Annotated in this window: 14 protein-coding genes; 12 read left to right on the top strand and 2 right to left on the bottom strand. The window is 74.0% G+C overall.

Going from position 1 to position 21,175, the window contains the following annotated elements:
* The first annotated feature begins 116 nt into the window (after positions 1–116).
* The 12 genes from ACIGNX_RS17715 to ACIGNX_RS17660 all read left to right on the top strand — a co-directional run bounded on the left by ACIGNX_RS17715 (position 117) and on the right by ACIGNX_RS17660 (position 17,307).
* Positions 117–7,163 (top strand): amino acid adenylation domain-containing protein, encoded by a 7,047-nt coding sequence (locus ACIGNX_RS17715; protein WP_396541236.1) that lies wholly within the window; start codon positions 117–119, stop codon positions 7,161–7,163.
* Positions 7,160–8,320: an FAD-dependent monooxygenase gene (locus ACIGNX_RS17710; RefSeq protein ID WP_396541234.1), complete on the top strand. Its 1,161-nt coding sequence runs from the start codon at positions 7,160–7,162 to the stop codon at positions 8,318–8,320. Before ACIGNX_RS17715 ends, ACIGNX_RS17710 begins: the two co-directional genes overlap by 4 nt.
* Positions 8,320–9,633 carry a condensation domain-containing protein gene (locus tag ACIGNX_RS17705; RefSeq protein WP_396541232.1) on the top strand — a complete coding sequence of 438 codons (1,314 nt, stop codon included), beginning with the start codon at positions 8,320–8,322 and terminating at the stop codon, positions 9,631–9,633. The genes ACIGNX_RS17710 and ACIGNX_RS17705 overlap by 1 nt, the downstream gene beginning before the upstream one ends.
* A 10-nt stretch (positions 9,634–9,643) precedes the next feature.
* Positions 9,644–10,558, top strand: coding sequence for an SDR family oxidoreductase (locus tag ACIGNX_RS17700; protein WP_396541230.1), 915 nt, complete (start codon positions 9,644–9,646; stop codon positions 10,556–10,558).
* Entirely contained in the window at positions 10,545–11,771 is a 1,227-nt protein-coding gene (locus tag ACIGNX_RS17695) for a cytochrome P450 (protein ID WP_396541228.1), read from the top strand. Before ACIGNX_RS17700 ends, ACIGNX_RS17695 begins: the two co-directional genes overlap by 14 nt.
* Entirely contained in the window at positions 11,768–12,190 is a 423-nt protein-coding gene (locus tag ACIGNX_RS17690) for a nuclear transport factor 2 family protein (RefSeq protein ID WP_396541226.1), read from the top strand. Before ACIGNX_RS17695 ends, ACIGNX_RS17690 begins: the two co-directional genes overlap by 4 nt.
* 4 nt (positions 12,191–12,194) lie before the next feature.
* Positions 12,195–13,190: a beta-ketoacyl-ACP synthase III gene (locus ACIGNX_RS17685; protein ID WP_396541224.1), complete on the top strand. Its 996-nt coding sequence runs from the start codon at positions 12,195–12,197 to the stop codon at positions 13,188–13,190.
* 11 nt (positions 13,191–13,201) lie between these two features.
* Complete coding sequence (locus ACIGNX_RS17680) at positions 13,202–13,441, top strand: acyl carrier protein (protein WP_396541222.1); 240 nt, start codon at positions 13,202–13,204, stop codon at positions 13,439–13,441.
* Positions 13,442–13,444: 3 nt separating this feature from the next.
* Positions 13,445–14,581 (top strand): acyl-CoA dehydrogenase family protein, encoded by a 1,137-nt coding sequence (locus ACIGNX_RS17675; RefSeq protein WP_396541220.1) that lies wholly within the window; start codon positions 13,445–13,447, stop codon positions 14,579–14,581.
* 35 nt (positions 14,582–14,616) lie between these two features.
* Positions 14,617–15,399, top strand: a complete 783-nt coding sequence (locus ACIGNX_RS17670) for an SAM-dependent methyltransferase (protein ID WP_396541218.1) — start codon at positions 14,617–14,619, stop codon at positions 15,397–15,399.
* A gap of 93 nt (positions 15,400–15,492) precedes the next feature.
* Complete coding sequence (locus tag ACIGNX_RS17665; RefSeq protein ID WP_396541216.1) at positions 15,493–16,080, top strand: ClpP family protease; 588 nt, start codon at positions 15,493–15,495, stop codon at positions 16,078–16,080.
* A 63-nt stretch (positions 16,081–16,143) separates the two neighbouring features.
* Positions 16,144–17,307 carry an MFS transporter gene (locus tag ACIGNX_RS17660; RefSeq protein ID WP_396541214.1) on the top strand — a complete coding sequence of 388 codons (1,164 nt, stop codon included), beginning with the start codon at positions 16,144–16,146 and terminating at the stop codon, positions 17,305–17,307.
* A gap of 294 nt (positions 17,308–17,601) precedes the next feature.
* On the opposite strand, the gene ACIGNX_RS17655 is transcribed toward ACIGNX_RS17660, so the two are convergent.
* A complete protein-coding gene (locus ACIGNX_RS17655; protein ID WP_396541212.1) occupies positions 17,602–19,476 on the bottom strand; it encodes an ABC transporter ATP-binding protein in 1,875 nt (624 codons plus the stop codon).
* Positions 19,476–21,134 (bottom strand): ABC transporter ATP-binding protein, encoded by a 1,659-nt coding sequence (locus ACIGNX_RS17650; protein ID WP_396541210.1) that lies wholly within the window; start codon positions 21,132–21,134, stop codon positions 19,476–19,478. The genes ACIGNX_RS17655 and ACIGNX_RS17650 overlap by 1 nt, the downstream gene beginning before the upstream one ends.
* Positions 21,135–21,175: the final 41 nt, after the last annotated feature.

Below are 21,175 nucleotides of genomic sequence, written 5' to 3'. Positions count from 1 at the left end.
CCTCGCGTTTTGTCCTCGGTGACAATTGTGCCAAGTGACAAACGCCCTCGCTGGAATCAAGTCAGGGGCCTTGATACGGTTGCCCCGCTAGCCGGCGGAATCACGGATCAGGTTCGGTGCAGCACACTGGGGGCTCGGTGGGTAGTTCTGCTCGTATTCGACTGTCGCCTTACCAACGAGACATCTGGGTGGCCGCGGCTCAATTTCCGGAGCTGGACCAGTACACCGTCTTCATTTATGACCGCTACCGCGGCGACGTGGACGAGGACCGCTTGGTCCAGGCCATGACCTCGGCGGCGGCCAGGACGGACGCCTTTCGCCTTCGCTTTTCCGAAGAGGACGGGACGCCGTACCAGTGGGTCGCCGACGACGTTGAATTCACGGTTCGCCGGGTGCGGTTGAATCGGGAGTCCGAAGTCGAGGGGTGGCTCCGGGATGAATTTTCAACAACCTACGACCTGGCCGGTGACCGGCTGGTCGACCTGGTCCTGCTGAACGCGGGCGGCACCATATACGCATATGTCCGGACGCACCACTTGATCTGTGACGCGTGGGGCCTGCAACTGTTCCTGGCCCGGGTGCGCGCGGAGTACCTGGGCCAGGACGCGCCCGCGCCGTCGTTCGCCGAGCTGACCGGCGCGGACACCTACGAGGGCTCGGCGCGGCACGAGGCGGACCGGGCGTTCTTCGAGCAGGCGCTGGCGGGTGTGGAGCCCGCCCTGTTCCCGCGGCGCAGCCCGCGCGGGCGGCGGCGGGTGCGGCGGTACTCGTTCCCGCTGGAGCGGGCGCTGGTCAACGCCATCCGCGACCGGGGCGAGTCGCCGTTCGTGGTGTTCTCGACCGCCGTCGCGCTGTACCTGGCGAAGGTGCACCAGGTCGACGAGGTGGTCCTGGGCGTCCCCGTGCTCAACCGCTCCGGCGGCGCGGCCAAGCAGACCGTCGGCCAGTTCGCGAACACGCTGCCGATGCGCGTCGACGCCCGCGCCGAGCTGACGACCGACGAGGTGCTCTCGCGGGTGCGGCAGGGCACCAGGGCGCTGCTGAAGCACCAGCGGCTGCCGCTGGGCGACCTGGCCGGGCACGGGCCGCTGTTCGACACGACGGTGGCCTACCTGGGCAGGCCGCCCGCGACTCCGGGCCTGGACCACGAGACGGTGGCGCGCACCCACGCCCACGACCAGGACGCCCTGGCGATCTGGGTGTCGGAGTTCGACCGGACCGAGAACCCGCGCGTCGACCTGGAGTGCGCGACCGACGTGTTCGACGCGGACTTCCCGGTCGAGGCCGCCGCACGGCACGTCCTGGCCTACTTCCGCGCGCTGGCCACCGCCACCGGGCAGCGGGTCGGCGAGCTGGACCCGCTGTCCGAGCAGGAGTGGCACGACCTGGTCCACGCGCACAACGACACCGACGCGCCGTTCCCCGACGACGTGACCCTGCCGGAGCTGTTCGCCCGGCAGGTGGAGCGGACGCCGGACCGCGTCGCGCTGGTCGAGCCGGACGGCACCCCCGTCACGTACGCGGCCCTGGCCGCACGCGCGCACGCGGTCGCCGCCGCCCTGCGCGCCCGGGGCGTGACCCGGGACGACCCGGTGGCCGTGCTGGTCGAACGCGGGCCGCACCTGCTGCCCGCCGTGCTGGGCGCGCAGCTCGCGGGCGGCGCGTACGTGCCGGTCGACCCGACCTACCCGGCGGAACGGGTGCGGCTCCTGCTGGAGGACTGCGGCGCCGCGGTCGCCCTGCTCGGCGACGTCGAGGTGGACCCGGCGGCGCTGGCACCGGTGGGCGCCGCCCTGCGCGTGGCGGACCTGCCCGACGAGGGGCCGGTGACGCCGTCGGCCGCTCCGCGCGACCTGGCCTACGTCATCTACACGTCCGGCTCCACCGGTCGCCCCAAGGGCGTCATGGTCGAGCACCGGTCGGTGGTCAACCGGCTGTGGTGGATGCAGCGCCGGTACCCGATCGGCGAGCACGACGTGCTGCTGCAGAAGACCCCGGTCTCGTTCGACGTCTCGGTGTGGGAGCTGTTCTGGTGGGGCTTCACCGGCGCCCGCCTGTCGCTGCTGCCGCCCGGCGCGGAGAAGGACCCGCGCGAGGTGCTGCGCGCGGTCGAGCGCGACGGCGTCACGGTGATCCACTTCGTGCCGTCGATGTTCGCGCCGCTGCTGGAGCTGCTGGAGGACGACCCGGACGCGCGCCGCGCGGCCTCCTCGCTGCGACTGGTGTTCTGCAGCGGCGAGGCGCTGCCGCCGGCCCAGGTGGCCCGGTTCAACCGGGTGTTCGGCGACTCCGCGCGCCTGGTCAACCTCTACGGGCCCACCGAGGCCACGGTCGACGTCTCGGCGTACGACTGCCCGCCCGGCACGCCCACCCGCGTCCCGATCGGCTCGCCGATCGACAACGTCCGGCTGCACGTCCTCGACCGCGGTGGCCGGCCGCAGCCCCTCGGCGCGCCCGGCGAGCTGCACATCGGCGGCGTCGGCGTGGCGCGCGGCTACCTCAACCGGCCGGAGCTGACCGCGCAGCGGTTCGTGCCCGACCACCTGACCGGCGACGGCAGGCTCTACCGCACCGGCGACCGGGCGCGGCGGCTGGCCGACGGCACGATCGAGTACCTCGGCCGGGTGGACGACCAGGTCAAGATCCGCGGCAACCGGGTCGAGCCGGGCGAGGTGCGCGACCAGGTGGCCGCGCTGCCCGGCGTGCGCGAGGCGGCCGTGGTCGACCGGCACTCCGAGGCGCTCGGCACCCACCTGGTGGCCTACTACGTGGCCGACGAGGAGCTGGACCCGGCCGCGTTGCGCTCGGCCATGGCCCGGGCGGTGCCCGAGCACCTGATCCCCGCGTTCTTCGTGCGCATCGACGCCGTTCCCCTCTCGCCCAACGGGAAGCTGGACCGCAGGCGGCTGCCCGAGGTGGTCGGCGCGCCGCGCGACGGCCGCCCGCGCACGCCCGTCGAGGCGCAGTTGGCCGAGGTGTGGGCCGAGGTGCTCGGCGTGCCCGAGGTCGGCGTGCACGACAACTACTTCGCGCTGGGCGGCGACTCCATCGTCATGCTGCGGCTGCGGGCCCGCGCGGAGCGGCGCGGGCTGCGGTTCGGACCGGCGGACCTGCTGCGGCACCCCACCGTCGCCGAGCTGGCCGGGCACCTGTCGGCCGCCGTCGCGCCCGAGGCGCGGCTCGCGCCGTTCGAGCTGGTGTCCGAAGTGGACCGACCACGCCTGGCGGGCCTCGCCGACGCGTTCCCGGTCAACCGGCTCAGCCTGGGGCTGCTGTTCCACTCGACCAGGCACCCGGACTCCTCGGTCTACCACGACGTGTTCCGCTACCGGTTCGCCGCGGCGTGGGACGAGGGCGCGTTGCGGCGCGCGTTCGACGCCGTGCTCGCCCGGCACCCGGCGCTGCGGTCGTCGTTCGACCTGGCCGGGTTCACCGAGCCGCTGCAACTGGTGCACGAGCACGTCACCGGCGGGCTGGAGGTCGTGGACCTGCGCGGTCGCGCCGACGCCGAGGACGTGATCTCCCGGCACGTCGAGCAGCGCCGGTTCCACCGCTACGAGCTGGATCGCGCGCCGCTGCACCTGTTCACGGCGTTCGTCCGCGAGGACGCGCTGGACCTCGTGCTCAGCTTCCACCACGCGATCCTCGACGGCTGGAGCGTCGCCAATGTCATCGTCGAGCTGATGACGCTCTACCGCGGCGAGCCCGCGCCGCCCGCCGCGCCGTCACCGGCCTGGCAGGTGCGCGAGGAACGCCGGGCGCTGGCCTCGGCGGAGAGCGCGGCCTACTGGGCGGACCTGCTGCGCGGCGCGGCCACCACCGCGCTGGACGGGTTCCGCGCGCACGAGCCCGTGGAGGAGCCGCGGTTCGCGTCGCACCGCGTCGACCTGCCCGCCGAGCTGCTCGACCGGGTCCGGGCGACCGCGGCCGAGCACTCGCTGCCGGTCAAGTCGCTGGTGCTGGCCGCGCACTGCCTCACGCTGCACCTGTTCGCCCGCACCGACACCGTGGTCACGGGCGTCGTCGCGCACGGCAGGCCGGACCTGCCCGAGGCGGACCGGATGGTGGGCCTGTTCCTCAACACCGTGCCGGTGCGCGTGGACGTGCCCGGTCGCAGCCGGCTCGACGTGGCCCGCGAGCTGTTCCGGCAGGAGCGGGACGGCCACGGGCACCGGCGCTTCCCGCTCAGCGCGATCCAGCAGGCGCACGGCGGCGTGCTGCAGACCGCGTTCAACTACGTGGACCTGCACGTGCTGGAGCCGCTGCGGGAGCTGACCGACCTGCGGGTGTGGGAGGAGACGAACTTCTCGCTGTTCGTCAACGTCATCGCCGACCCGGTCGGCGACGGCACGTTCCTGCGCGTGGACACCGACGGCCGCACGATCACCCGCGACCAGGCCGCGCTCATCGCCGACACCTGGGTCGGCGTGCTGCGCGAGCTGGTGGCCGACCCGCACGGCGCGGTCGACTTCGCGTTCCTCGCGCCGCGCCGGGACGTCGTGCCGCACCCCGAGCCGCTGGTGGACGTGGTCACCCGGTTCACCCGCCAGGCCGAGGCCACGCCCGACGCGCCCGCGGTCGCGTTCGGCGACGAGCCCGCGTGGACCTACCGCGACCTGGACCGGGTGTCCCGGTCGGTCGCGGCGAGGCTGCTCGACGGCGGCGCCGGGCCCGGCGCGACCATCGGCGTGGCGCTCAACCGGTCGCCGGAGATGATCGCGGTGATCTGGGGCGTGCTGCGGGCCGGGCTGGTGTGCGTGCCGCTGGACGTGAGCTACCCGGCGCACCGGCTCGCGCTGATCCTGGACACCGCGCGGCCCCACCGGGTGATCGCGCACCCGGAGCACGCGCACGTGGCGCAGGACGACGGGATCGTCATCCCGGTCGCCGACGTGACGGCCGACCACCCGGGCCGCGTCGGGCTGCCCGCGCCGGACCTCGACGACCTGGCGCTGCTGCTGTTCACCTCCGGGTCGACCGGCCGGCCCAAGGGCGTCGAGCTGACCCACCGGATGTGGGCCGGGTACACCCAGTGGCAGCTGCGGGTGCCCAGCGGCGAGCCGGGCCTGCGCACGCTCCAGTTCGCGCCGCTGAGCTTCGACATGTCGTTCCAGGAGATCTTCTCCACCCTGTGCGGCGGCGGCGAGCTGCGGCTGGTGGACGACGCGACGCGGCTCGACCCGATCGCGCTGCTGCGGCTGCTGGACCGGTACGACGTGCAGCGCGTGCTGCTGCCCGCGGTGGCGTTCCAGCGGTTGGCGGAGGCGTCCAACGCGGTGGGCGTGCGGCCGCGCGCGTTGCGGGTGGTCGTGTCGTCCGGCGAGCAGATGCGCGTCACCGAGGAGGTCCGCGCCTTCGCCGCCGCCGTGCCCGGCCTGATCCTGGAGAACCAGTACGGGCCCACCGAGACGCACCAGGTCACCTACCACACGCTGACCGGCGACCCGGCCCGCTTCCCGGACCTGCCGCCGATCGGCCGCCCGCTGGACGGCGTCGAGGTGCAGGTGCTCGACCGCGACCTGCGGCCGGTGCCGTTCGGCGTGACGGGCGAGATCTTCCTCGGCGGCGACTGCCTGGCCCGCGGCTACCACCGCGCGCCCGACCTGACCCGCGAGCGGTTCCTGCCGCACCCGTGGCGCGACGGCGCCCGGCTCTACCGCACCGGCGACCTCGGCCGGCTGCTGCCCGACGGCACCGTGGTCTGGCTCGGTCGCGCCGACACCCAGGTCAAGGTCCGCGGGTTCCGCATCGAGCCCGCCGAGGTGGAGCTGGCGATCATGCGCCAGGCCGAGCGCCACCCGGGCCTGCGCGGTGCGGCGGTGGTGGCCCGCACCCGCCCGGACGGCGACGCGTTCCTGGCCGCGTTCCTCACCGGCGAGGCCGACGGCGTGGACGTGGCCGACCTGGCCGGGTCGCTGCGCGCCGAGCTGCCCGAGTACATGGTGCCGTCGCACTTCGGGTGGCTGGACGCCTTCCCGCTCACGCCCAGCGGCAAGCGCGACGACGGGGCGCTGCGGCAGGTCCCCCTGGCCCGGGCGGACTCCGCCGAGCGGGTCGCGCCGCGCGACGAGTACGAGCGCACCCTCGCGGAGGTCTTCACCGAGCTGCTCGACGTGTCCGAGATCGGCGTGGAGGACGACTTCTTCGCCAGCGGCGGCACGTCGCTGACCGCGATGCGGCTCGTCGTCACGATCGAGAAGCGCTACGGCGTCGGCGTGCCGCTGGCCGCGCTGATCGAGACGCCGACCGTCGCGGGCCTGGCCGAGCGGCTGCGGGTGAAGTCGGCGGTGGCCGAGTTCGACCCGCTGGTGCCGATCCGCCGCGACGGCGACCGGCCGCCGCTGTTCCTCGTGCACCCGCTGGGCGGCCACGTGCTGTGCTACCTGCCGATCAGCCGCCACCTGCCACCGGACCAGCCGGTCTACGCGTTGCAGGCGGCGGGCAGCGACCAGGGCAGCACGCCCGCCCGGTCGATCGAGGAGATGGCCGCCTCCTACCTCGCCGCGATCCGGCGCGTGCGGCCCGAGGGCCCGTACGTGCTCGGCGGGTGGTCCTTCGGCGGGTTCGTCGCCTACGAGATGGCGCGCGTGCTGCGGGCCGAGGACCCCGACGCGGTGTCGGAGCTGGTGCTGCTCGACTCGATCACCATGCGCCGCGACCACGACGTGGCGGTCGGCGACGACGCGCTGATGGAGTTCTTCTACTGGGAACTGGTGTGGTTCGAGCGCAGCCTGGACTCGGTCGAACCGCTGCCGGCGGAGTTCTCCGAGGACGAGAAGCTCGACCGCGTCCTCGACCGCGCGATGAGCGCCGGCGTCCTGCCCTGGGGCACGTCGCGCGCCACCGTCAAGCGGCTCTACGAGTTGTTCCGGGCCAACTGGCGGGCGCTGCTGGACTACCGGCCGCCGGTGACCGACCTGGACGTGACGCTGCTGCGCGCGGACGGGCCGCTGCCGGACTCGCTCAAGCCGATGCACCGCGCCGCGGGCACGCTGCACGCCGAGCCGGACAACGGCTGGCGGCACTGGACCACCGGCCGGCTGGACGTCGTCACCGTGTCCGGCGACCACCTGGTCCTGATGGAGGAGCCGCACGTCGCCGGCGTCGCCGACGCCATCACCACGCTGCTGAGCCCGAACCGGGCCGAGGGGACCGCACCGTGAGCAACCGCAAGAAGATCGTCATCGTCGGCGCGGGCATGGGCGGGCTCACCGCCGCCGCCGCGCTGGGCCGGGCCGGGTTCGAGGTCGAGGTGTACGAGCGGGCCCGGGAGCTGCGCCCGGTCGGCTCGGCGCTGTCGCTGATGAGCAACGCGCTCACCGCGCTGGCCGCGGTCGGCGTCACGCCCGAGTTCACCGGCCGGTCGGTGGTGTTCGAGTCGCTGAGCTTCCTCACCAAGCGCGGCCGTCCGATCAGGACGATCCACTTCGGTGAGCTGGCCCGCCGCACCGGGCAGCCAAACCTGGCCATCCACCGGGCGAGCCTCCAGCAGGCGTTGCTGGAGCAGGCGTCCGACGCCAAGGTGGAGCTGGGCGCGACGGCCACCGGCTACACCCACGACGGCGACGGCGTCGTGGTGTCCTTCGACGACGGCCGCGAGGTCCGCGCCGACGTGCTGATCGGCGCGGACGGCTTCAACTCCGCCATCCGCCGCGCGATCACCGGCCCGGAGCGCCCCCTGGACTACAACTACGTGGTGTGGCGGGCCACGCCCAAGTTCTCCCACCCCCGGGTCACGCACGCCTACGCCGCCCACTACTGGGGCCGGGGCCAGCGGTTCGGCCTGGTCGACATCGGCGGCGGCGACGTCTACTGGTGGGGCACGAAGAACGTGCCCGCCGGGCGGGCGGCCGACTGGCGCGGCGGCAAGGCGGGGCTGCAACGCCTGTACGCCGGGTGGGCCGACGAGGTCCAGCAGGTCATCGCGGCCACCCCCGAGGAGGGCATCACCAGCCTGCCCGCGCAGGACCGGCCGTTCCTGGAGCGGTGGGGCGACGGGCCGGTGACCCTGCTGGGCGACGCGGCCCACCCGATGCTGACCAGCCTCGGCCAGGGCGCGGCCATCGCCATCGAGGACGGCGCGGTGCTCGCGCACTGCCTCAAGACCATCGACGACCCCCGGGCGGCGTTGCGCGCCTACGAGGACCGCCGCCGCGAGCGGGCGCGGGGCATGGTGCTCGCCTCGCGCGGCCTCAGCCGCACCGAGCAGCTCCAGAACCCGTTCCAGACCCTCGCCCGCGGCCTGTACTTCCGGTTCGTGCCCGAGAAGACCCTGGACCGGCAGAACGAGCAGGCCCTGATCTTCCCGGGAGTCGAGTGATGGCCACGCCGATCCGCCCGCTGTCCCCGGTGGAGCGCTGGTACTGGATGTGCGACCAGCTCTCCACGCTCAACGTCGTCTCCCGGACCAGGGTGCGCGGCGCGCTGCCCGCCGACGTGCTGCGCCGCGGCCTGGACGCCCTGCGCGCCAGGCACCCCTTCCTGCGGCTCGCGATCGCGGACGACGACGGGCTGGACCCGCGGTGGGTGCCCACCGACCGCCCGATCCCGCTGCGGCACGTCCGCCGCGAGCACGACGACCAGTGGGTCCGGGAGGTCAACGAGCGGGAGCTGGTCGACCGCGTCGACCCGGCCACCGGACCGCTCGCCCGGGCCGTGGTGATCAGCGGTGACGACGACGTGCACGACCTGCTGGTCGTCGTGCCGCACATCATCGCCGACGGCACGACCGTGCTCACGCTGGCGCAGCAGTGGCTGGAGCTGGCCGCCGACGGCGGGCCGGTCGAGTCCTCCCGCGAGCTGCCGCCGCCCGACGACCTGCGGCCCGCGCGGCACACCGGCGAGGAGGGCGCGGCCCGGCTCGCCGAGCAGACCGCCCGCGACGAGGAGCTGATGGCCCGCGCGAAACCGGGCCGGGTCGAGCCGACCACGCGCGTGCCGCTGGACGGCCGCCGGTCCCGGCTGGTGCACCGCGAGCTGACCGGTGAGCAGCTGGACGCCGTGGCCCGGGCGGCGCGCGAGCACGGCACCACCGTGCACGGCGCCATCACGGCCGCCCTGGTGCGCGCCGCGGCCGCGGACGCCGGCGGCGGGCACGGGCACTTCGCGGTCGGCTCGCCGATCGACTTCCGCGGCGAGCTGGAACCGCCCGTGCGGCCCGACGAGGTCGGCACCTACGTGGCCACCATGCCGTCCGTGGTCGACCCGGCCCTGCCGTTCTGGGACCTGGCCCGCGCGATCACCGAGGACCTCGCCGAGCGCAAGCGCCGGGGCGACCACTTCAACCTCGTCACGATGGTCGTCGGCGCGTGCCCGCCGTCACTGGCCGAGGCGCGGCCCTTCATGGAGTTCATGGAGGCCGAGGGGCCGATCAACCTGTGCTCGTCCAACATCGGCCGCCACGCCTTCCCCGACCGGATCGGGCCGTGGGAGGTCTCCGACGCGCAGTTCCTCACCGGCATCTCGGTCAACGGCTACTTCGTCGCCACGATCAACTCCAGCCACGGCCGGCTGTTCTGGAACTTCACCCACATCGTCGACGCCGTGCCGGACGAGCGCGCGCGGCGGATGGCGGACGACTCGCTGGACACCCTGCTGTCGGAGATCACCCGGAGTTCGCCCGCGGGCGCGTGAGGAGTACATGGTGTTCACCGCCAAGACACTGCCGCCGAGCGGCAAGACCGTGCTGATCACCGGCGCGTCGACCGGCCTGGGCCGGGAGACCGCGCTGCACCTGGCCGAGCGGGGCTTCCGCGTCCTGGGCGCGGTGCGCAAGGCCGAGGACGGCGAGCGGCTCGTCGCCGACTGCCCGTCCGGTCGGGTCGGGCACGTCGTGCTCGACGTGACCGACGAGTCGTCCGTCGCCGCCGCGGCCCGCGAGGTGGCCGGGAAGGTCGGCGACCGCGGCCTGTGGGGCCTGGTCAACAACGCGGGCATCTGCATCTCCGCGCCGCTGGAGGTCGTGCCGACCGACGTGCTGCGCCGCCAGCTCGAGGTGAACGTGGTGGGCCAGCTCGCGGTGACCCAGGCGTTCCTGCCGCTGCTGCGCGCCGCCCGCGGCCGGCTGGTCAACGTGACCTCCGGGCTGGGCACGGTCGCGATCCCGTACCTGGGGCCGTACTCGGCGGCGCAGTTCGCCAAGGAGGGCATGAGCGACGCGCTGCGCCGCGAGCTGGCGCCGATGGGCGTGTCGGTGTCGGTGGTCAGCCCCGGCGCGATCTGGACCCCGATCTGGGGCAAGATCGCCCAGGACGGCCAGGACGCGCTGTCCGCCGCGCCCGCCGCCGTCGCCGACCTGTACCGCGCGACCTTCCTGCGGTTCCTGCACTTCAACGAGCAGGGCGCGAAGGCGAGCAAGACCCGGCCCGTCGAGGTCGCCACCGCCATTCGGTCCGCGCTCACCGCGGTCCGGCCCAAGACCCGCTACCGCGTCGGGTCCGACGTGCGCCGCGGCAGCCTGCTCGCCCGGGTGCTGCCGGACACCGCCGTGGACTCGATGTTCCGCAAGATCGTCACCCCGCTGCCCACCGACCAGGAGGCGCACCGTGTCGGGTCCTGAACTCCGCCTCGGCGAGGAGCTGATCTCCCCGCTGCACCCGCTCTACGACGGCCTCCAGGTCGACGGCGCGCCGCGGCCCGCGCACCGCGCGCCCGACCACCCGGTGTGGGTCGTCACCCGGTACGCCGACGCCAAGAAGGTGCTGTCGCACCCCGGCGTGCGGCGGGACGCCCGCCAGGCCGCCGAGCTGTACGCCGAGCGCACCGGCGAGCGGCGGGAGGCCATCGGCGCGTCGCTGACCGCGCACATGCTCAACGCCGACCCGCCCGACCACACCCGGCTGCGCGCCCTGGTGGGCCGCGCGTTCACCAGCCGCCGGGTCGAGCTGCTGCGCCCGCACATCGAGCGGGTGACGGAGGAGCTGCTCGACGCGATGGCCGAGCGCGAGCGGGCCGACCTGATGGCCGACTTCGCCGTGCCGCTGACCATCGGCGTGATCTGCGAGCTGCTGGGCGTGCCGCCGGCCGAGCGCGACCACGTCCGCGGCGCGTGGGAGCGGCAGGCCGAGCTGCTGTCGCCGGAGGCCGCCGAGGAGCTGGCCGAGGAGCAGGCCGACTACCTGCGCGGCCTGCTGGAGGCCAAGCGCCGCGACCCGGCCGACGACGTCTACAGCGCGCTGGTGCAGGTCGCCGACGACGACGGCGGCCTCTCGGGCGACGAACTCGTCTCGATGGCGCACCTGCTGCTCATGGCCGGGTTCGAGACGACCATGAACATGATCGGCAACGCGGTGGTCACGCTGCTGCTGCACCCCGAGCAGGCCGCGTCCCTGCGCGAGCGCCCCGACCTGCTGCCCAACGCGCTGGAGGAGCTGGTCCGCTACGACAGCGCGGTCCGCGCGTCGATGCTCCGGTTCACCGTCGAGGACGTCGACCTCGGCGACGTGACCATCCCGGCGGGGGAGTACGTGCTGGTCTCCAACCTCACCGCTAACCACGACCCGGAGCGGTTCCCCGACCCCGACCGGCTCGACCTGACCCGCAAGGCCGACGGGCACCTCGGCTACGGCCACGGCGTGCACTACTGCGTCGGCGCACCGCTGGCCCGGCTCGAAGCGCGGATCGCGATCGGCGCGCTGCTGGCCCGCTTCCCCGACCTGCGCCTCGCCGTGCCGCACGGCGAGCTGGTCTGGCTGCCGATCACGTTCCTGCGCGCGCTGATCAGCGTGCCCGTCATCCCCCAGCCCGTGCTCACCGGAAGGACATCCGCATGAACGCCCAGGAGATCCTCACCCGCAGCCTGGAGTTGCTGGAGAACGGCGACGCCCGCGGCTGGTGCGACCTGTTCCACCCCGAGGGCGTGCTGGAGTTCCCCTACGCCCCGCCCGGCTGGCCCAACCGCTTCGAGGGCCGCGAGGCCATCTGGAACCACATGCGGAAGTTCCCCGAGCACCTGACGGTGAAGTTCACCGAGGTGAGCTTCTACCCGACGGCCGACGAGAACCTCGCCATCGGCGAGTTCCACGGCGACGGCACGGCCACCGCGTCCGGCCTCAAGCTGTCCCAGGACTACATCTCCGTCCTGCGCACCGACGGCGAGCACATCACGCTGTACCGGGACTTCTGGAACCCGGTCAAGCACATGGAAGCGCTCGGTGGCGCGGACGCCGCCGCGGCGATCGTGCAGGGCTGACGCCGTGCCACGCGCCGCGGTGCTCGCCGGGCTCGGCACCCACGTGCCGCCCGACGTGCTGACCAACGACATGCTGGCCGAGGTGCTCGACACCTCCGACACGTGGATCCGCACCCGCACCGGCATCCGGCAGCGGCACATCGCGGACGAGCGCACCACCACCGGCGACCTCGCGGTGGCGGCCGCGGAACGCGCGCTCGCGTCGGCCGGCGTGACGCGGGTCGACGTGGTCGTGCTCGCCACGACCACGCCCGACCGGCAGTGCCCGGCGACCGCGCCCACGGTGGCGTCCCGCCTGGGCCTGTCCGGCACGCCCGCGTTCGACGTGTCCGCCGCCTGCACCGGCTTCGTCTACGGCCTGGCCACCGCCTCGTCGCTGATCAACGCCGGGTTGTTCGACAGCGCGCTGTTCATCGGCGCGGACAAGTTCAGCGAGACCCTCGACCCGGGCGACCGGTCCACGAGGGCGCTCATCGGCGACGGCGCGGGCGCGGTCGTGCTGCGCGCGGGCGAGGCCGACGAGGACGGCGCGCTGCTCGCGTTCGACCTGGGCAGCGACGGCGAGCACGTCGGCCTGCTGGAGGTGCCCGCGGTGGGCCGGGCCGAACGGGCCGAGGGCCGGGCGCGCGGCTACTTCCACATGGAGGGCAAGCCCGTGTTCACCAAGGCGGTCACCGCGATGACCGACTCGGTGCACCGGGTGCTCGGGCGGGTCGGGTGGACGACCGCGGACGTGGACCGGCTGGTCCCGCACCAGGCCAACGCCCGCATCCTGGCCGCCGTCGCCGACCAGCTCGACCTGCCCGAGGACCGGGTGGTCAGCAACATCGCCGACGTCGGCAACACCGTCGCCGCGTCGATCCCGCTCGCCCTCGGGCACGGGATGCGCCACCAGGGTTTGCGGTCCGGGCACAACGTGGTGCTCACCGGGTTCGGCGCGGGGCTGACCTGGGGGTCGGTCGCGGTGCGCTGGCCCAAGATCAACGACATCGGCAGCTAGGGGAACACGTCATGCGTTCTGCGGTCGAAGACCGGCTCGTCACGCTGATCAGCGAGATCAGCGAGGTGCCCGCCGAGGACATCACGCCCGAGACCCCGCTGGAGGACCTGGGGTTCGACTCGCTGGTCCTGGTGGAGCTCGCGATGAAGCTGCGCAAGGAGTTCGGGGTCGTCGCCTCGGACGAGGAGCTGGACGAGGTGGAGACCGTGGGCGGGCTGCTCCGGTTCGCCACCAGGGCCCGGTCCGCGTAGGTCATGGACCTGCGTCAGGAAGTGCGCGCGTTCGCCCGGACGCACCTGCTCGACGGTCCGGCCGACCTCGCCTCGCGCACCGCGGCCTGGCACGCCGCGGGCCTCGCGAACTGGTGGCTGCCCGCCGAGCACGGCGGCCGCGGCCTGTCCCTGGCCGAGGGCGTCGAGGTGGTCGACGAGCTGGCCTACGCCGACGCCGGGTTCGCCTTCTCGTCCCTGGTGGGCGTGATCGGCGCGACCCTGGTCGACCTCTACGGCGACGACCGGCTCCGCGCCGACGTCCTCGGCGACCTCGGCAGGCGGGGCGGCTTCTTCGCCACCGCCGTCACCGAGCGGGACGCGGGCAGCGAGCTGGACCGGCTGGCCACCACGGCGGTGCCCAAGGGCGACACCGTGGTCGTCACCGGCGAGAAGCTGTTCTCCACCAACGCCGACAGCGCCCGCCACCTGCTCGTGGTCGCGCGCCACGAGGGCGGCGCCGACGAGCAGCCGCACGTGGCCGTCGTCGTGCCGCGCGACGCGGAGGGGGTGGTGGTGTCCGAACCGTGGCGCACCACCGGCCTGACCGGCTCGCCGGTGCACCGGGTGTCGCTGGTCGACTGCGCCGTCCCGGCGGGCAACGTCCTGGACGGGCACGGGCTGCGGCTGCTGGAGGTCGGGCTGAACGCCAGCCGCGTGCTCATCGCGGCCACCGCGGTCGGCCTGGCCCGGCGCATCCGCGACCTGTGCCTGGACTTCGCGGGCGGCAGGCGGCTGCGCGGCGGCGTGCTCGGCAAGCACCCGCTGTTCGCCGACAAGATGGCCCAGGTCGAGGTCGAGGTCGAGGTCATGCGCAGCCAGTGCCGCGCCGCCGCGGCCGAGTTCGACGCCGTGCGGGGCGGACCGGACGCGGCCCGGCGGTTCGCCCGCCGCGGCGCGCTCAAGTCCGCGCTGGTCGCCAAGGTCTTCTGCGGCCAGGCCGGCTGGCGGGTGGCGAGCACCGGGTCGGAGGTCTTCGGCGGCCTCGGCTACACCGACGAGGTGCCCATCGGCGCGCTGCTGCGGGACATGCGCCACGTGTCGCTGGTCGAAGGCGGCGAGGACGTGCTGCGCGACGTGCTGTACCGGCGGTTCACCGCGCCACCGGTCAGGCGCGCGTGATCGTCCCGCCCACTCCCGAGGAGTCTGCGCTTCAGATGTTCGAAGAACACATCGGCCAGCAGCAGGCGCTGGCGGTCGAGCACCAGCCCGAGTCCGCGTTCTACGCGCGCTCGTCGGCGTCGGCGACCATCATGACGCTCGCCAACTTCCCCGACGACGTGCTGCCGCTGCTGCAGATGGAGAGCCTGGCCACGGTCGAGGCCATGCCCTACCTCGGCTGCGACACGCTCGTGGAACTCGGCTGCTACGACGGGCGGGCGCTGGAGGTCGCCCGCCACCTCGACGTGCGCTACCTGGGCGTCGACCTCGACGCGCAGGCCGTCGCCACGCTGAACGCCCGCATCGAGCGCGAGGGCATGGGCGACCGGGCCCGCACGCTGGTGGACGACCTGTTCAACCACCACCGCTGGGACCGGGACGTGGTGGGGGAGCGGCCGCTGTACATGCTGCCGTTCAACCTGCTCGGCAACTTCCGCCACCCGCGGCGGCTGCTGCGGTCCCTGGCCGGGGCGTCCGGCGCGGCGGTGATCTCGGTGTTCGGCGAGGGGCTGGAGGCGACCAAGGTCCGGCACGCCTACTACACCCGCTGCGGGGTGCGCGGCCTGGCGTTCGAGCTGACCGGCGACGGCGGCGTCCTGTTCACCGGGTCCGACGGGTTCTACTCCCGGTCCTTCAGCGAGGCGCGGTTTCGGGCATTGTTGACGGAGTGCGGCCTGACCGCGGTGCGCGTGCGGGGCAACTCGCTGGGCTACGCGGCGACCGTGCTGCTCGGCGACGCGCCGTCCGAAGCGCGCCGCAGGTCCGAGGTTCGCCACTAGCGAACTGCGGCCCGTCGAGTTGATTGGGTTGCGACGATCAGGCTACGTTCCGTAGTCGATCGGCACATTGACGGCAAGGAACATGGGGGAACGGTGGACCTCGCGGCAGCGATCCTGGCCCGCTCGAACACGCAAACTCCGATGGCGCACGACCCGCTCTACGAGCAGCTGCTTCGGTCGCGGATCGTGCTCCTCGGCTCGGAGGTCAACGACGAGGTCGCCAACCGGCTGACCATGCAGTTGCTGGTCCTCGCGGCCGAGGACGACGAGGCCGACATCCAGATGTACATCAACTCGCCGGGCGGTTCGGTCACGGCGGGCATGGCCATCTACGACACGATGAACCACATCAAGCCCGACGTCTCCACGATCGGCCTGGGCTTCGTGGCCTCGATGGGGCAGTTCCTGCTGTCCTCGGGCGCGCGGGGCAAGCGGTTCGTGCTGCCCAGCACGCGCGTGCTGATGCACCAGCCGTCCGCGGGCATCGGCGGCACGGCGACCGACATCGAGATCCAGGCGACGATCTTCACCCAGATGAAGAAGCGGATGGCCCGGATCACCGCCGAGCAGACCGGTCAGACGGTCGAGACCATCGAGCGGGACGCGGACCGGGACAAGTGGTTCACGGCCGAGGAAGCCCTCGAGTACGGCTTCATCGACCGGATCATCACGACCGTCTGACCCACCCGCCGGCCCGCCGCCGGCGGCGCTCCACCAGTCCAACCTCTTCGGGAGTCCGAACCGATGCCCTTAGCCGTCTACGTCCTCGGATTGGGCATCTTCGCCCTGACCACCAGCGAGTACATGGTGTCGGGGCTGATGCCCGCGCTGTCCGCGGAGTTCGGCGTGTCGTTCGCGGCCGTCGGGTACCTGGTGACCGTCTACGCCGGCGCGATGGCCGTCGGCGGGCCGCTGCTGACCGTGGCGCTGCTGCGGTTGTCGCGCAAGACCGCCCTGCTCGGCCTCGTCGCGGTGTTCGTGGTGGGCCAGGTGCTCGGCGCCGCGGCGCAGGGCTACGGGACGATGGTGGTGGCGCGCCTGGTCACCGCGGTCGCCGCGGCGGCGTTCTTCGGCGTCGCGCTGACCGCGTGCGCCGAACTGGTCGGCGGCGAGCGGTTCGCGCGGGCGTCGTCGCTGGTGCTGGGCGGGCTGATGTTCGGCACCGTGCTCGGCCTGCCGGCGGCGACGCTGGTGGGCGAGCGGTTCGGCTGGCGGGTCAGCTTCCTGGCGGTGGCGGCGGTCGCCCTGCTCGTCGGGCTGCTGCTGCTGAAGGCGCTGCCCGCGCTGCCCGCACCGCCGCCGGTGCCGATGGCGGGCCAGCTCGCGATCTTCCGCAGCGGCAGGCTGTGGGCCATCTACGCGACCAGCCTGCTGCTGATCGGCGCCACGTTCGCGGGCTTCACCTACTTCGTGCCGATCCTGACCGAGCTGAGCGGGTTCTCGGCGGGGATCGTGCCGGTGCTGCTCGTGGTCTACGGCGTCGCGACGATCGTGGGCAACTACGTGGTGGGCCGGTTGGCCGACCGGTTCACCATCCAGGTGCTCGTGGTCGGCCTGGTCGTGGCCGTGGCGGCGATGGTGCTGTTCGCGCTGTTCGCGCAGTCGGCGGTGGTCGCGGTGCTCGCGCTGGTGGTGATCGGCCTGACCGGGGTGTCGATGAACCCGGCCCTGGTGACTCGTGGCGCGCGGGTGGGGCAGAACAACATGCTCGTCAACTCCGTGCACACGGCCTGCATCATGCTCGGCGTGATGGTGGGGTCGTGGATCGGCGGCCTGGGCATCGACTGGGGCCTGGGGCTGCGCGGCCCGCTGTGGATCGGCGCGGCGCTCGGCGTGCTGGGGCTGCTGACGCTGGTGCCCGACGCGCTGGCCCTGCGCCGCCGGGAACCGGTGGTCGAGCGGGCCTGATCCCACGAGGTGTTCCGCCCGAGGGCTTTGGGTAATACCAGGTCCAGATGGGGGACAACACCACGTTGGGAGCAGAGATGCCTTGGGTCCAGCGACACCGTCGCCGCGTGCCGTACAGCTGGTTCCGCACCACCTCGGTGCAGGCCCACTACCGCAGGTCGCCCGCCACCATCCCGACCCTGATCGCCGTCGTCCTGGCGATCATCCTGCTGATCGTCCTGTTCTGACCCGGCGCGCGGTGGCCGCGGTGGGGGGTGCTCGGGCACGTCCCCACCGCGCCGGCGTCGGACCGGCCTAGGAGCGCGTCCCGGACCAGGCCGCCCACAGCTCGGCGTAGCGGCCGCCGGCGGCGAGCAGCGCCTCGTGCGTGCCGCTCTCCACGACCCGGCCCGCCTCCAGCACGACCACGCGGTCCGCGGTCGCGGCCTGGGTGAGCCGGTGCGCCACCAGCAGGCCGGTCCGCCCGTCCAGCGCCCGGGCCGCGGCTTCCTCCAGTTCCCGCGCGCCCGCGCTGCCCGCGTCCGCGGTGGCCTCGTCGAGGACCGCCACCGGCGGGTCGGCCAGCACGAGCCGGGCCAGCGCCAACTGCTGGGCCTGGGCCACGGTCAGCCGGTGCCCGCCCTCGCCGACCACGGTGTCCAGCCCCGACGGCAGCGCCGACGCCCACGCCAGTGCGCCGACCCGGTCCAGGGCGGCGGCGAGGTCGGCGTCCGTCGCGCCGGGCCGGGCCAGGCGCAGGTCCTCGGCGAGGGGACCGGCGAAGACGTGCACCTCCTGCGTGATCAGCGCGACGGACCGGGCCGCGGTGGCCAGGTCCACCCCGCCGAGGGTGATGCTGCCGCCGGTCGGCCGGTGCACGCCCGCCACGAGCTTCGCCAACGTCGTCTTGCCCGCACCGGACGCGCCGACCAGCGCGACCCGTTCACCCGGGGCGAGTTCGAGGTCGACGTCCCGCAGCACCGGATGACCGTCCACGTAGGAGTACGACACGCCGGTGAGCCTGATCGTCGTGTCGTCGGGCCGCACGCGCCCTCCACGCGCCGGCTCGGGTTCGTCGGCCACGCCGACCAGCCGGGACAGCGACGCGGTGGCGGCCTGGGCGTCGTCGGCCAGCGCCAGGGCGGCGTTCACCGGGTTGAACAGGCTGTGCAGGTAGAGGGCGGCGGCCGTGGCCGTGCCGACCGACGCCGCGCCCGCGTCGACCAGCCGGAAACCGGTGACCAGGACGCCCGCCAGGCCGATGAACTCGGCCAGGTTCAGCCGGCCGTAGAACCGGGTCAGCAGCCGGATGCCGCGCAGCGCGAGGTCGACCGCCTCCCGCGACCGCGACCGCACGCGGGCCACGTGCGCCGCACCGAGCCCGAAGGCGCGAACGGTCGCCGCGCCGCCGATGGAGTCCAGCAGCTGTTGCTGCTGCGCGCCGACGGCCACGCGCTGCGCCGCGTACAGCTCCGCGGCACGCCCGCCGTACCAGCGCACGGTGTGCACGTGGATCGGCAGGGCCAGCAGCACGGGGATCAGGAACCGCCAGTCCAGCACCGCGATGCCCACCACCGTCAGGGCGATCGTGAACGCCGACCGGGCCATCACCGGCAGCGCGTTGCGGGCCGCGTCGGCGATCACCTGGACGTCCCGGGTCACCCGCGAGGTGAGGTCGCCCGCGCCGGCGGCCTCGACCCGTTCCAGCGGGAGGTGCAGGGCCCGGTGGACGAACTTCTCGCGCAGGTCGGCCAGCATCCCCTCGCCGAGCCGGGCCACCAGCGACGTGCCGAACGCCGTGGAGACGCCCTGGGCCGCGGCGACCAGGGCGAGCAGCACGACGGGGAGGGCGAGGTCGCCCGAGCCCGCTGCGACGAGGTCCACGACCCGGCCGAGGAGGGGCGCGGTGAGGAGCCCGACGGCCGTGCCGGCGAGCAGGACGGCCACCGCGCCCCACGCCAACCCGCGCCGGGGCCGGACCAGCTCCCCGACCGCCGCCCAGGTCCGCGCGCGGGACGCGGTGGCGAGCAACTCGTGCCCGACCGCGCGACCGCCGCCGGCCGCCGGGTCACCGCTGCCGGCCGCCGGTGCGGCGTGGTTCGTGGGGGTGTCGTCGGCTGCCGGGTACCGGTGGTCGGCGTCGTCGACCGGCGGGTCCGCCAGGTCGCCCGGGGTCGTGTCGTGGCGCATCAGCTCAACACCGCCAGTCGGTAGTCGTCGTCCGCGGTCAGGTCCGCGTGCGTTCCGGAGGACACCACGACCCCCGAGGCCAGGAAGACCACCCGGTCCGCCGCCGCCAGCAGGGCCGGGCTCGTGGCGACCACGACCGTGGTCAGCCCGGCCCTCATCCGCTTGATCCCGGTGGCCAGGGACACCTCCGTCACCGCGTCCACCGCCGTCGTCGGGTCGTGCACCACGAGCACCGGGGGAGCGCCCGCCAGGGCGCGTGCCAGCGCCACCCGCTGCCGCTGCCCGCCCGACAGCGACCGACCCCGGGCCGTGATCACGGTGTCCAGCCCGTCCGGCAGCGCCCGCGCCACGTCGTCCACCCGCGCGGCGGCCAGCGCCTCCGCCACCAGCGGTCCGCCGGCGGCGACGTTCTCCCGGACCGTGCCCTCGAACAGGTCGGCGTCGTGCGCCGCCACCAGCACCGCGGACCGCAGCGCCGAACCCTCCACAGTGGACAGCGGAACGCCGTCCAGCACCGCGGCGCCGGCCACCGGGTCCACCTCCCGCGCCAGCACGGCCAGCAGCGACACCGCGTCCGCGGGATCGCGCGCCACCACGCCGAGCAGCTCACCGGGCTCCGCGGTCAACGACACACCGCGCAACGTCCCCGACACCACGTCGGCCAGCTCCACCCGACCGGTCACGGCGGGCAGCGGCGACGAACCCGGCGGCACGGCCGGGGGAGCGGCGAGCACCTCGGCCACCCGCGCCGCCGACGCCCGGCCCTGTGCCAGCAGCCCGTTGACCCACGAGAAGACCGACAGCGGCCACAGCAGGAACTGCGCCAGCCCGACGGCGGCCACGAGTTGCCCCACGGTGATGGCACCGGACGCGGCCAGCCGCCCGCCGACCAGCGCCACCACGGCCAGGAACACCCCGGTCATCGCCTGCATCGAGCCGTCCAGCCAGGCCCGCGACCGGGCCGCGCGGATCGCGGCCTCCACGGACGACCGGCTGGTCACCCGGTACCGGGCCGCCGCCGTCGCCTCCGCGCCGATGCCCTTCACCGCCCGCAGCCCGGCGACGAGGTCCGCCGCCACCCCGGACGCCAGCGCGGCGCGGTCCTGCTCGGCGTCGCTGCGCCGTTCCAGCGGCTTGCCCAGCACGTGCGCCAGGCCGAGCAGCACGGGCGCGGCCACCAGCACCAGCAGTCCCAGCACGAGCGACACCCGCAGCAGCGCGACCGCGCCCACCAGCACGCCGATCACCGCGGACACGGCGATCGGCAGCGCCAGGCCGACCTGCCCGACGCGTTGCGCGTCGCTGGTCGCGATGTTCGCCAGCTCGCCGGACAACCGGCCGTGGGCCGCGCCGCCGTCGCCCGACAGCACCCGCGCGGCCAGCTCCGAGCGCACCTCGTGCGCCGCCCGGTGCGACGCCCTCTCGCCGTGGCGCAGGGAGAAGCGGAAGCTCAGCGACAGCGCCGCGAACACCGCCGCCAGCACGCCGATCCACAGCGCCAGCCGCCCGCCCGCGCCCGTGCGCACGGCCTCGTCGATCACCACGCCGATGAGCAGCGGCACGGCGGCCTCGCCCGCCTGGTGCGCCGCGCCGAGGACCGAGGCGATCGCCACCGACTTCCACTGCCCCGCCACCGCGTCCTTGAGGACGGTCTTCACCCCGGTGCCCACCTTCCGCTGGAGTACGAGGTGAGGCTAGC

It is taken from the genome of Actinosynnema sp. NPDC053489 (genome assembly GCF_044544865.1).
In the GTDB taxonomy this organism is placed as follows: domain Bacteria; phylum Actinomycetota; class Actinomycetes; order Mycobacteriales; family Pseudonocardiaceae; genus Actinosynnema.
This window is presented reverse-complemented; position numbering and strand designations above follow the sequence as displayed.

Bases quoted from the DNA above. Each gene is read 5' to 3' on its own strand.
- ACIGNX_RS17655 (WP_396541212.1), bottom strand. From the start codon at position 19,476: ATGCGCCACGACACGACCCCGGGCGACCTGGCGGACCCGCCGGTCGAC.
- ACIGNX_RS17705 (WP_396541232.1), top strand. From the start codon at position 8,320: ATGGCCACGCCGATCCGCCCGCTGTCCCCGGTGGAGCGCTGGTACTGG.
- ACIGNX_RS17660 (WP_396541214.1), top strand. From the start codon at position 16,144: ATGCCCTTAGCCGTCTACGTCCTCGGATTGGGCATCTTCGCCCTGACC.
- ACIGNX_RS17675 (WP_396541220.1), top strand. From the start codon at position 13,445: ATGGACCTGCGTCAGGAAGTGCGCGCGTTCGCCCGGACGCACCTGCTC.
- ACIGNX_RS17680 (WP_396541222.1), top strand. From the start codon at position 13,202: ATGCGTTCTGCGGTCGAAGACCGGCTCGTCACGCTGATCAGCGAGATC.
- ACIGNX_RS17690 (WP_396541226.1), top strand. From the start codon at position 11,768: ATGAACGCCCAGGAGATCCTCACCCGCAGCCTGGAGTTGCTGGAGAAC.
- ACIGNX_RS17670 (WP_396541218.1), top strand. From the start codon at position 14,617: ATGTTCGAAGAACACATCGGCCAGCAGCAGGCGCTGGCGGTCGAGCAC.